General features: G+C 45.6%; 10 protein-coding genes and 2 tRNA genes. All 12 read left to right on the top strand.

Annotated features, from left to right (window positions below; translation table 11 throughout):
- Positions 1 to 19 precede the first annotated feature (19 nt).
- The 12 genes from ftsH to truB all read left to right on the top strand — a co-directional run bounded on the left by ftsH (position 20) and on the right by truB (position 11,784).
- Positions 20 to 2,020: an ATP-dependent zinc metalloprotease FtsH gene (gene ftsH / locus E0D71_RS03300; RefSeq protein WP_243711913.1), complete on the top strand. Its 2,001-nt coding sequence runs from the start codon at positions 20 to 22 to the stop codon at positions 2,018 to 2,020.
- Positions 2,021 to 2,051: 31 nt separating this feature from the next.
- Complete coding sequence (gene folP / locus E0D71_RS03295) at positions 2,052 to 2,885, top strand: dihydropteroate synthase (RefSeq protein ID WP_133001855.1); 834 nt, start codon at positions 2,052 to 2,054, stop codon at positions 2,883 to 2,885.
- Positions 2,885 to 4,219, top strand: a complete 1,335-nt coding sequence (glmM, locus tag E0D71_RS03290) for a phosphoglucosamine mutase (protein WP_133001854.1) — start codon at positions 2,885 to 2,887, stop codon at positions 4,217 to 4,219. Before folP ends, glmM begins: the two co-directional genes overlap by 1 nt.
- 104 nt (positions 4,220 to 4,323) lie before the next feature.
- Positions 4,324 to 5,076 (top strand): triose-phosphate isomerase, encoded by a 753-nt coding sequence (gene tpiA / locus E0D71_RS03285; protein ID WP_133001853.1) that lies wholly within the window; start codon positions 4,324 to 4,326, stop codon positions 5,074 to 5,076.
- A 4-nt stretch (positions 5,077 to 5,080) separates the two neighbouring features.
- Positions 5,081 to 5,443, top strand: a complete 363-nt coding sequence (gene secG, locus E0D71_RS03280) for a preprotein translocase subunit SecG (RefSeq protein ID WP_133001852.1) — start codon at positions 5,081 to 5,083, stop codon at positions 5,441 to 5,443.
- Between the two features lie 24 nt (positions 5,444 to 5,467).
- Positions 5,468 to 5,553 (top strand) — tRNA-Leu (locus tag E0D71_RS03275).
- A gap of 45 nt (positions 5,554 to 5,598) precedes the next feature.
- Positions 5,599 to 5,675: transfer RNA gene (locus E0D71_RS03270), tRNA-Met, on the top strand.
- A 199-nt stretch (positions 5,676 to 5,874) separates the two neighbouring features.
- Entirely contained in the window at positions 5,875 to 6,336 is a 462-nt protein-coding gene (gene rimP / locus E0D71_RS03265) for a ribosome maturation factor RimP (RefSeq protein WP_133002116.1), read from the top strand.
- A 28-nt stretch (positions 6,337 to 6,364) separates the two neighbouring features.
- Complete coding sequence (gene nusA, locus E0D71_RS03260) at positions 6,365 to 7,855, top strand: transcription termination factor NusA (RefSeq protein WP_133001851.1); 1,491 nt, start codon at positions 6,365 to 6,367, stop codon at positions 7,853 to 7,855.
- A 26-nt stretch (positions 7,856 to 7,881) separates the two neighbouring features.
- Complete coding sequence (gene infB, locus E0D71_RS03255) at positions 7,882 to 10,443, top strand: translation initiation factor IF-2 (RefSeq protein WP_133001850.1); 2,562 nt, start codon at positions 7,882 to 7,884, stop codon at positions 10,441 to 10,443.
- A 12-nt stretch (positions 10,444 to 10,455) separates the two neighbouring features.
- A complete protein-coding gene (rbfA, locus tag E0D71_RS03250) occupies positions 10,456 to 10,845 on the top strand; it encodes a 30S ribosome-binding factor RbfA (protein ID WP_115896791.1) in 390 nt (129 codons plus the stop codon).
- 9 nt (positions 10,846 to 10,854) lie between these two features.
- A complete protein-coding gene (truB, locus tag E0D71_RS03245) occupies positions 10,855 to 11,784 on the top strand; it encodes a tRNA pseudouridine(55) synthase TruB (protein ID WP_133001849.1) in 930 nt (309 codons plus the stop codon).
- Positions 11,785 to 11,879: the final 95 nt, after the last annotated feature.

Here is an 11,879-nt window from a genome sequence, read left to right as displayed (position 1 = left end):
ACCGTTTAGAGGTGAGCTCTTGAACGATATGCTGAAAAATATACTGTTGTGGTTGGTCATTGCCGCTGTGCTACTGACCGTATTCAACAATTTTAATACGACATCTGACACAAATCGAATTTCTTATTCTGAGTTCGTCCAAGAGGTTCATGATGGCCGCATCGCGAAAGTGGTTGTTGATGGTTATACCATTAGCGGTACGCGCACCAGTGGTGACACTTTTGATACGGTTCGCCCAGCGGCGGCAGATCCAAAGATCATGGATGACTTGTTAAGCAATAAAGTCGTTGTAGAAGGCAAAATGCCTGAGCGCCAAAGTATTTGGACTCAACTGCTGGTAGCCAGTTTCCCTATCTTGCTTATCTTGGCCATTTTTATGTTCTTTATGCGCCAGATGCAAGGCGGTGGCGGTGGTAAAGGCGGCCCTATGTCCTTTGGTAAATCAAAGGCACGCTTATTACCAGAAGATCAAATTAAAACAACCTTTGCCGATGTGGCAGGTTGTGACGAAGCAAAAGAAGACACCGAAGAGTTAGTCGACTTCTTAAGAGAGCCGAGTAAATTTCAGCGCTTAGGCGGTAAAATACCTCGTGGTATTTTGATGTGTGGTCCTCCAGGTACTGGTAAAACATTGCTGGCTAAAGCGATTGCTGGTGAGGCAAAAGTGCCTTTCTTCACCATTTCTGGTTCTGACTTTGTTGAAATGTTTGTGGGTGTGGGTGCATCTCGTGTACGCGACATGTTTGAACAAGCGAAAAAACACGCCCCTTGCATCATCTTTATTGATGAGATTGACGCAGTAGGTCGAAATCGTGGTTCCGGTATGGGCGGCGGTAATGATGAGCGTGAGCAGACATTGAACCAATTGTTGGTTGAAATGGATGGTTTTGAAGGCAACGAAGGTATTATTGTTATTGCGGCGACTAACCGTCCTGACGTGCTAGACCCTGCGTTGTTGCGTCCTGGTCGTTTTGACCGTCAAGTACAGGTTGGTTTGCCTGATATTCGTGGTCGCGAACAAATTCTTAAAGTGCATTTGCGTAAAGTGCCTTGTGATGATGATGTTGAACCGAAAAACATTGCACGTGGTACACCGGGTTTCTCTGGTGCCGATTTGGCTAACCTAGTCAATGAAGCAGCGTTGTTTGCAGCACGCTCTAATCGCCGTTTGGTGAATATGGAGCAGCTTGAACTGGCGAAAGACAAAATCCTCATGGGCGCAGAGCGCAAAACCATGGTGATGAATGAGAAAGAGAAGCTGAATACGGCTTATCATGAAGCGGGTCACACCATCATTGGTTATTTAGTGCCTGAGCATGATCCTGTTTATAAAGTGTCTATTATTCCTCGTGGACGCGCCTTGGGTGTAACCATGTATTTGCCTGAAGAAGACAAATACAGTGTGAGTAAGACAGGTCTTGAGAGCCAAGTTTGTAGTTTGTATGGCGGCCGTATAGCAGAAGAAATCATTCATGGTTTTGATGGCGTATCGACCGGTGCATCGAATGATATTGAGCGCGCAACAAGCATTGCTCGAAACATGGTGACGAAATGGGGCTTATCTGAAAAACTAGGACCATTCGCCTATGAAGAAGACGATAATAGTGGCAGCTATATCTCAGGCCCAACAGGAAGCAAGGCAAACTACTTCTCTCCTGAAACTGGCAAAATAATTGACGCCGAAGTTCAGGATATTATTAATCGTTGTTACGAAAAAGCATCACAAATCCTAAATGACAACCGCAGCAAGCTGGATGTTATGGCAGAGGCTTTGATGCAATATGAAACGATTGATGCAAAACAAATCAAAGAGATTATGGATGGCAAGAAGCCATCTCCACCAGAAGGTTGGACGGATCCAAGTGGCAATGCGCCAGCGGGTGATGCTAAGTCTGAAAACGATGAGACAAAAGCGTCTGATCAAGAGGTAGAAGAAGCAAAAGTAGAGACTCAAGATGATCTTGATTCTTCTGCTAATCCTGCGAGCTCTACTAACTCTAAAATATCGGGTGAGTCTTAACTCACTCGATAGTCATGTCTATGGATAGTGAATGTCTTTTATGACCTTTGGAGACAAGTCGCTCGACTTGTCTCGTCCTCATGTAATGGGGATATTAAATGTCACCCCAGACTCGTTCTCTGATGGCGGGTCTTATTCTTCCCTTGATGATGCTTTAGCGAAAACCGAAAGAATGATTTTGGATGGTGCAAGCTTCATTGATGTGGGAGGAGAATCCACTCGGCCAGGTGCCCTTCCTGTTAGTGTTGAAGAAGAAATGGATCGCGTGCTGCCGGTTGTTGAAGCCATTAAAGCGCGCTTTGATACGATTATTTCTGTTGACACCAGTACTCCCTCGGTAATGTCTGAAAGTGCGCGTTTAGGGGCTGGGCTGATCAATGATGTGCGAGCGTTAGAGCGAGAAGGTGCGCTCCAAGCAGCGGCCAACACTGGGTTGCCTGTTTGTCTTATGCACATGCGAGGCAGTCCAAGCACCATGCAGGATGATGTGGTGTATGATTCTGTTGTAGAGGAAGTGAACGCGTACTTGATGGCACGTGTTGCGGCTTGTGAAGCGGTTGGTATTGGTCGAGATAAATTGATTTTGGACCCAGGTGTCGGCTTTGGAAAATCTTTGCCACACAATCTTGCGCTGTTAAATCACACGGTAGATTTTAGGCGTAAAGGGTTTCCTGTTTTGATCGGGTTGTCGCGTAAAACAATGATTGGTGAGGTGCTAAGTGTGCCTGTCGATGAGCGTCTTTATGGAACCATGGGGGCGAACGCTGCGACCTATTCCCAAGGTGCTCGATTATTTAGAGTTCATGATGTGAAGCCTCATGTGGACATGTTAGAGCTGATGTATCGTATTGAGAGAGAAGTATAATGCGCAAGTATTTTGGAACGGATGGAATTCGAGGTAAGGTCGGCACGACGCCAATTACGCCAGAATTTATGTTAAAACTTGGCTGGGCTGCTGGTCAGGTGTTTAAAGAGAAAGATAAGAAAATCTTAATCGGTAAAGACACGCGCATTTCTGGCTATATGTTTGAGTCGGCGTTGGAGTCTGGGATTGTGGCGGCGGGCGCTGATGTGCGTCTTGTTGGGCCTATGCCAACACCAGCTATTGCTTATTTAACGCGAACCTTCCGTGCAAGTGCCGGCATTGTCATTAGTGCTTCTCACAATCCTTATACGGACAACGGTATTAAGTTCTTTTCTGCCGAGGGTGGAAAAATTTCAGATGAGCTTGAAGAGCGAATTGAATATTACCTAGATCAGCCAATGGAAGTGGTTGATTCAAGTTTGATTGGTCGGGCTAGACGCATTGAAGATGCGGCTGGGCGCTACATTGAATATTGCAAAGGGACTTTTCCGATCGGCCTTCAGCTGAGCGGTTTGAAAATTGTTGTTGATTGTGCCGATGGTGCAACCTATCACGTTGCACCTCGTGTGTTCTCTGAGTTGGGTGCGGATGTTATCGCCATTGGTATTAGTCCAGATGGGCTGAATATTAATGAGATCAGTGGTGCCACTAAACCAGAGCTATTGCGTGAAACCGTATTGGCTGAAAAAGCAGACATTGGTATTGCGCTCGATGGTGACGGCGATCGATTGATTTTGGTTGACCATAATGGTGTTGTGCGCGACGGCGATGATGTCTTGTATGTGATTGCTAACCACTTGATGCAAACTGGCCGCTTTAGCGGTGGTGTGGTTGGTACCTTAATGAGTAATTTCGGTCTTGAGTTGGCGTTTTCTGAAAGCGGAATTGGCTTTAGTCGGGCCGCTGTAGGTGACCGATACGTTAACGAAAAATTGGTTCAGCATGGCTGGGTGTTAGGTGGTGAGCCATCAGGGCACATTGTTTGTCGTTCTATTACGACCACGGGAGACGGCATTATAGCGGCTCTTCAAGTGCTTAGAGCCATGATCGAAGAAGAAAAAACACTAGAAGAATTGCTAAAAGGTTTGGTTAAGTTTCCACAGAAACTGAAAAATATCCGTGTAGAGAAACGCTTTGTGCCAACGGAAGTGCCTTCTTTGCAAAAAGCCATAGCGGTGGCCAACGAGCGATTAAATGGCTTGGGGCGTGTGCTTTTGCGCGCTTCTGGAACAGAGCCTTTGATTCGCGTTATGGTTGAAGGCCGAGATGATGAAACGGTTGATGAGCTGATCGAATATTTAGTCGATGAAGTGAATGCTGTGGTGGCGGGTTAATTTGTATTGATGCGTTAAGGTGTTTTTGCTTTAGGCAAAAATAAATGCTTGAAACAATGCGCGCCATTCCATAGAATGGGCGCCTCGAATTTAAGGGTTAGAGTATGATTCGTCAAAAAATAGTTGCGGGTAACTGGAAAATGAATGGCTCGACAGAGTCAATTACAGCGCTTGTAACTGATTTGCTTAAGGCGGGTCACTCTAATTCTGAAGTGGTTGTATCTCCTTCGTTCCCTTACTTGCATTTAGTGTCTACTTTATGTGCCCAGAGCGATCTGATCAAACTGGCTGCGCAAAATGTAAGTGACAAAGAAAGCGGCGCTTTCACTGGCGAAGTATCGGCTTCAATGTTAGAAGATTTTGGCGTTAAGTATGTCTTAGTAGGGCATTCAGAGCGTCGCTCCCTTTATGGGGAAACTGATGATCTTGTCGCTTTGAAAATACAGTCACTGCTTAATAAAGATTTTACTCCTATGTTTTGCATTGGTGAAACATTGGAAGAGCGTGAAGCAGGGCAAACACTGGCTGTTTGCGAAAGACAAATTCAAGCAGTTTTGAGTTTGTTGGGTGTGGAAGCGTTTAATCGTATAGTAATTGCCTACGAACCTGTTTGGGCAATTGGTACAGGACTATCGGCAACATCAGAGCAAGCGCAAGAAGTGCATTGCGGGATCAGAGCTTTCATCGCTAAATCCTCAGACCTTGTTGCTCAGCGTGTTCAGATTCTATATGGCGGCAGTGTAAAGGCGTCAACCAGTCGTGCTTTATTTGCGATGCCTGATATAGATGGTGCTTTGGTAGGTGGTGCATCACTTGATGCAAAAGAATTTTTAGAAATAGTAAAAGCGGCAGGTTAATTTAATGGAAGCACTTGTGTTAGTTCTGCATGTATTGGCGGCGATTTTGATTATCGCTCTAGTATTGCTACAGCAAGGTAAAGGTGCAGACGCTGGAGCCTCTTTTGGTGGTGGCGCTTCTCAAACTGTATTTGGTAGTCAGGGTAACAGTAGCTTCTTTGGTCGTATGACGGCTGTGTTTGCGCTAGTGTTTTTCTTGACAAGCTTTGGCTTGGCATATTTTGCCAGCGAAAAAGCAAACGGTGTTTCTGGTGCTCACGATTTGGTACCTATCGCGTCTCAAGTAGATGACAGCGTTGAAATGCCTAAACTAGGTGATGATAAGAAATCCTCAGATACAACGTCCGATTTACCAACAACTAATTAGTAAATTGGAACGTAGTGTGGTTATGCCGATGTGGTGGAATTGGTAGACACGCCACCTTGAGGGGGTGGTGGCCTTAGGCTGTGCCGGTTCGAGTCCGGCCATCGGTACCAATATTGAGTTGACGTTATATTTCCTGTATAGTGTCGTTAGTTTGTCGCGGGGTGGAGCAGTCTGGTAGCTCGTCGGGCTCATAACCCGAAGGTCGTTGGTTCGAATCCAGCCTCCGCAACCAATTTTTACTCAGTGTTGAGTTTTGGAATGACAAGCCATTTTCGAATGGCAGCTCTCTTAATTGTATTCTTAAGGCGAGCTATGAGGACCCCTATATGGGGTTTTTTGTTATCTGCACTGTGACTGGTTATAAATGGAAATGGGCCGCGAGCCCGTTTTTTGTTTCTGCGTTTAGAAAATTACCGTTTCGGAGAAAGCGATTGTCAGCGAAATATACGATTTTAGAAGAACTAATCCGACCTGTCGTAGAAGGTTTGGGGTTTCAATTTTGGGGAATGGAATACTTATCTCAGGGTAAGGATTCTGTGCTTCGTATCTTTATTGAAACCGAAGCTGAGAAAGGGATAGATGTCGAAGATTGTGCTCAAGTCAGCCGACAAGTCAGCTCTATCCTAGACGTTGAGGACCCAATTACAGGGGAATACAACCTAGAGGTGTCTTCTCCTGGGTTGGATCGTCCGTTGTTTGATCTGGTTCAGTACCAAGCTTATGTAGGATCTATTGTTTCTCTGCGCTTACGTGTTCCATTTGATGGACGTCGCAAGTTTAAAGGGCAGTTAGTGGGTATCGAAAACGAAGACATCGTTATCCGTGTAGACCAAGAAGAATACCTATTGCCGATCGACTTGATCGAAAAGGCAAATGTTGTTCCACAATTTTAAAAATTAACCTTGAAGAGAGGCTAAAAGGATGAGCAAAGAGATTCTTTTGGTAGTGGAAGCCGTTTCCAACGAAAAAGATGTTCCGAAACAAGTTATTTTCGAAGCCGTTGAAATTGCTTTAGCTAGTGCTGCCAAACGTCGTTTTGAAGAAGACGCCGTTATTCGTGTTTCTATTGATCAGCGTACAGGTGATTATAAAACATACCGTCAATGGAATATCGTCGCTGATGAAGATTACTCTGCGCCAGCTTCCGAATTAACAATCGATGACTCCGAAGAACAAGATCTTGGTGTTGGCATCGGTGAAGTGTACGAAGAAGAAGTTGAGTCTGAAGAGTTTGGCCGTATCGCTGCACAAACAGCGAAACAAGTGATCGTACAAAAAGTACGTGAAGCTGAACGTGCAAAAGTGGTTGCTCGATACTCAGAAAAAGTAGGCAAACTGGTACACGGTCAAGTGAAGAAAGTGACTCGTGACAGCTTGATTGTTGATCTTGGTGAAAATGCAGAAGCAGCGTTGCCAAAAGATCAGCTGATTTCTCGTGAAACATTCCGCATGAATGATCGTATTCGTGCCTTGTTGTTAGAAATTCGCGAAGACAATCGTGGTCCACAACTTATTTTGTCACGTAACTCTCCTGCCTTTATGATCGAGTTATTCCGTTTAGAAGTGCCAGAAATCTCTGAAGAAGTGATTGAAATTCGTGGCGCGGCTCGTGATCCAGGCTTACGTGCAAAAATTGCAGTAAAAACCAATGACCGTCGTATTGACCCAATTGGTGCTTGTGTGGGCATGCGCGGCGCTCGTGTACAGGCTGTTTCAAATGAAATGAATGGTGAACGAGTTGATATCGTCCTTTGGGATGATAATCCAGCTCAATTAGTCATCAACGCAATGGCTCCTGCTGAAGTTGATTCTATTGTGATTGATGAAGACGCGCATTCTATGGATGTTGCAGTAAAAAGTGACAACCTTGCGCAAGCCATTGGTCGTAATGGCCAAAATGTTCGTCTAGCTTCAACATTAACAGGTTGGGCTTTAAATGTGATGACGAGCGAAGACGCCGAGGCGAAACAGCAAGAAGAGTCACAAAAGTTGATCGACTTGTTTGTTGATAACTTGGAAATTGACGACGATTTGGCTATTCAAATGGTCGAAGAGGGATTTGCTTCCTTAGAGGAAGTGGCTTACGTCCCAATGGAAGAAATGTTAGACATCGACGGATTTGATGAAGATTTAGTAAACGAATTACGTTCTCGTGCAAAAGAGGCCTTGCTAAACCAAGCGCTTCAAGCTGAAGAGCAGTTAGATGGTGCTAAGCCAGCAGCAGACCTTTTAGAGATGGAGGGGATGGATAATCACCTTGCTCTTGTTCTTGCTTCTAAAGGCGTGATCACGATGGAAGATCTTGCCGAGCAGTCTGTTGATGAGCTACTTGATATCGACGATATGACAGAAGAGCGTGCCGGCACACTCATCTTGACTGCGCGTGCACCATGGTTTGCTGAATCTGAGTAAAATCTGAGTACATAAGGGGGAACTTAATGACAGTTCAAACCGTAAAGATACTATCCGAATTGGTGGATACACCAGTCGATAAGCTACTGGCTCAGATGAAAGACGCTGGTCTTCCTCAAAAGAGTGAAAATCAAGACGTCTCTGATGTTGAAAAGCAAATACTGTTAAACTATTTAAAACGTCAGCACGGCGATGAGGATGATGGAGCGCAGCGTATTACATTGCAGCGTAAAAAGACCAGTACCTTGTCCCGCAGTGATGGCGGTAAAGCAGTTAATGTTGCTGTTAAGAAAAAGCGCACTTATGTGAAGCGAAATGATGCCGATGAGGAACTTCAGAAGCAACAAGAAGTTCTTGCGCAGCGTCAGGCCGAAGAGCAGGCGCGTCTAGAGGCCGAAGAACAGGCTCGTCTTGAAGCTGAGCGCAAGCTTGAAGCGGAAAAGGCGGCAAAAGCCAAAGCTGAAGCCGAAGAAAAAGCACGTCAGGAGGCGGTGAAATCCACTGTTTCAAATGCTGATGTGCAAAACGATACGGAGCAGAATGACTCCGATATAGGAGCGGCAGAACCCGTGGAAGCACCAAAACAGCCTAAAGTGACGAAAAAAGCGTCTCAACCAGCGATGGACAATAAAAAATCGCCAGTTGCGCCTAAAGGTAAAAAAGGGGCCCCTCGCCAAGACGGCGATAACAAGCCTCGTGGCCGTAATAACTCAGATAACAAGCGTTCCCGCGTAAATGTAAACGGCGATGATGATTTCCGTCGCGGTAAACTGGGACGTAAAGGTAAGAAACCTTCTAAGCAAGAACACGGCTTCCAAAAACCGACAGCGCCTCAGATCCATGAAGTTGCTCTGCCGGAAAGCATTACTGTTGCTGATCTTGCAGAAAAAATGTCAATCAAAGCCGCTGAAGTGATCAAGGTGATGTTTAAAATGGGCGCAATGGCGACCATTAACCAAACTATTGACCGCGATACAGCGACCTTGGTTGTTGAAGAAATGGGTCACACGGTTAAATTCATCGATGAAAACGCAGTCGAAAATGACATGCTTGAAGCCATCGATTATGAAGGTGAAGCAATCAAACGCGCACCTGTTGTGACGGTAATGGGTCACGTAGACCATGGTAAAACATCGCTACTTGATTACATCCGAACGACTCGTGTTGCCGCGGGTGAGTCTGGTGGTATTACACAGCACATTGGTGCTTACCACGTTGAAACACCACATGGCATGATCAGTTTCCTAGACACACCTGGACACGCCGCCTTTACCTCTATGCGTGCACGTGGTGCGAAAGCAACAGACATTGTTATTCTTGTTTGTGCTGCGGATGACGGTGTTATGCCACAGACAATCGAAGCGATTCAGCATTCTCGCGCAGCCGGTGTTCCTATGGTTGTTGCGATGACTAAAATCGACAAAGATGGCGCTGACATTGATCGTGTTAAAAACGAATTAGTGGCTCAAGAAGTTGTGCCTGAAGAATGGGGTGGTGACATCCAATTCGTTGGTGTTTCTGCTAAGTCTGGTGAAGGCATCGAAGCGCTTCTAGAAGCGGTTCTATTGCAAGCTGAAGTACTTGAACTGAACGCTGTACCTAGCTCTCCAGGTAAAGGTGTTGTGGTTGAGTCTCGTCTTGACCGTGGTCGCGGTTCGGTTGCTACCTTGTTGGTTCAAAATGGTACTTTGCGCAAAGGCGATATCGTTTTGGCTGGTCTACAAATGGGCCGTGTTCGTGCCTTGTTAGACGAAAATGGTAAAGCAATCGACAGTGCTGGTCCTTCTATCCCAGTAGAAATTCTAGGTCTAGATGGTACGCCAGAAGCCGGTGAAGAATTCATCGTGGTGGCTGATGAGCGTAAAGCGCGTGAAGTGGCTAACTTCCGTCAAGGCAAATACCGTGAAGTACGCTTTGCTCGTCAGTATTCTGCGAAATTAGAGAACTTGTTCTCTGAAATGGGCAAAGACGAAGTTCGTACGCTTAATGTTGTGCTTAAAGCCGATGTGCGTGGTTCTTTGGAAGCCTTAATCAAGTCATTGACTGACTTGAATACTGAAGAAGTGCAAGTGAACATCGTTTCTAGCGGTGTTGGTGGTATTACCGAAACAGACGCGACATTAGCGCTTGCTTCTGAAGCGGTTATCTTTGGTTTCAACGTTCGTGCGGACGCATCTGCGAAGCAATTCATTGAGCGTGAAAGCATTGATCTACGTTACTACAGCGTAATCTACAACATTATCGACGATGTGAAATCTGCCTTGTCTGGTATGTTGACTCCAGATCTTCGCGAAGACATCCAAGGTACAGCAGAAGTACGTGATGTATTCCGTTCTCCTAAGTTCGGTTTGATTGCTGGCTGTATGGTTATTGAAGGCACGGTATACCGTAATAAGCAGATTCGTGTATTGCGTGATGATGTTGTTATTTACGAAGGTGAACTTGAGTCTCTTCGTCGCTTCAAAGATGCGGTTAACGATGTTAGCAAAGGCATGGAATGTGGTATCGGTGTTAAGAACTACAACGATGTTAAGGTAGGCGATAAAATCGAGGTTTTTGAAACCGTCGAAGTTGCGCGTACTCTTTAATAGGACAAAATCATGGCAGGCGAATTTAGTCGTACTAGTCGGATTGGTGACCAGCTCCAAAAGGAGCTGGCGTCCTTGATCCAGTTTGAAGTAAAAGACCCGCGTTTAGGGTTGGTTACTATCAACGAAGTGCGTGTGGCCAAAGATTTAGGCTACGCGGACATTTATTACACGGTTTTGGGTAAAGACGATCAGCCAGAAGTATTGGCTGAAAATCAAGAAGCCCTAGACAGTGCGAAAGGTTTCTTACGTGGCCGTTTGGCAAAAGAAGTAAAACTTCGAGTTATGCCGCATTTGCGTTTCCATTATGACCAGAGTGTGGTCAATGGGTCGCGAATGTCTGCTTTGATCGACGAAGTGATTCGTGATGATGAAGCAAAAAACGGTAACGAAAGCGAGTAATTGGTCGGTATGTCTAAAACAAAATGGCGTTCAGTGGACGGTATTGTCTTACTGAACAAGCCCATCGGTTTAAGTTCAAATCAGGCGTTACAGCGAGTTCGTCGCTTGTACCGGGCAGCTAAAGCAGGCCACACAGGCGCTTTAGATCCATTGGCAACAGGTATGTTGCCTTTGTGTCTGGGAGAGGCGACGAAGTTTTCGCAGTTCCTTTTAGACGCTGATAAGCGTTATCTAACCTGTATTCAGCTAGGTAAAAGAACCACAACGGGTGATCGTGAAGGCGATGTGCTGACCGATGAGCCGGTTCCTTCTTTAACAGAAGACGAGCTTGAGTCTGTGCTTGATCGTTTTCGTGGCGACATAGAACAAATTCCCCCGATGTATTCTGCGCTTAAGCACGAAGGCAAACCTTTGTATGAATACGCCCGCAAAGGCATTGTCATCGAACGTAAACGTAGACAGGTTACTATCTCTGATCTGACGTTAGTGTCGAGAACAGAAGACTCGCTTACTTTGGATATCCAGTGTTCTAAAGGCACCTATATTAGAACGATTGGCGAAGACATTGGCGAGGCATTAGGTTGCGGAGCGCACTTGAAGTCCTTGCATCGTATTTCAACGGCAGGCTATGCCCCAGAGGGTATGTTAACCCTTGAAGAGTTTGAAGCGATTGCAGAGCAAGGTGAAGCGGCCCTTGATGCCCATTTAATGCCGATGGATTCAGCGGTAGACTATTTGCATCGCATAGAATTGCCGACCCACGATACTAAGGATATGTTGTTTGGTCGTACGGTTTCTAGCCCTATCCCATTAGAGGAAGGTCGCTTACTGAGACTCTACGATCAAGACAGTCAGGACTTCCTTGGGTTGGGCAAAATCAAAGAGACAAATATTCGTCCGCATCGACTATTAAATACCAGCGAGAGCGCGAATAAATAGCAGTGAGTTCTGCTAAAAAGAGTGTTAAACTTGCAGGCTATAGGGTAACTGAAAATATGCTCGGCTACCCTGTATTTTTTTATAGCATATTAATT

The organism is Marinomonas sp. KMM3893, assembly GCF_004352855.1.
GTDB lineage: Bacteria > Pseudomonadota > Gammaproteobacteria > Pseudomonadales > Marinomonadaceae > Marinomonas > Marinomonas arenicola.
The sequence above is the reverse complement of the archived record's forward strand: the minus strand, read 5'-3'. Positions and strand labels throughout refer to the sequence as shown.

What these genes read in the sequence shown, in the direction of transcription:
- truB (WP_133001849.1), top strand. Translation starts at nt 10,855, where the DNA reads ATGTCTAAAACAAAATGGCGTTCAGTGGACGGTATTGTCTTACTGAAC.
- folP (WP_133001855.1), top strand. Translation starts at nt 2,052, where the DNA reads ATGTCTTTTATGACCTTTGGAGACAAGTCGCTCGACTTGTCTCGTCCT.
- secG (WP_133001852.1), top strand. Translation starts at nt 5,081, where the DNA reads ATGGAAGCACTTGTGTTAGTTCTGCATGTATTGGCGGCGATTTTGATT.
- rbfA (WP_115896791.1), top strand. Translation starts at nt 10,456, where the DNA reads ATGGCAGGCGAATTTAGTCGTACTAGTCGGATTGGTGACCAGCTCCAA.
- infB (WP_133001850.1), top strand. Translation starts at nt 7,882, where the DNA reads ATGACAGTTCAAACCGTAAAGATACTATCCGAATTGGTGGATACACCA.
- nusA (WP_133001851.1), top strand. Translation starts at nt 6,365, where the DNA reads ATGAGCAAAGAGATTCTTTTGGTAGTGGAAGCCGTTTCCAACGAAAAA.
- tpiA (WP_133001853.1), top strand. Translation starts at nt 4,324, where the DNA reads ATGATTCGTCAAAAAATAGTTGCGGGTAACTGGAAAATGAATGGCTCG.
- glmM (WP_133001854.1), top strand. Translation starts at nt 2,885, where the DNA reads ATGCGCAAGTATTTTGGAACGGATGGAATTCGAGGTAAGGTCGGCACG.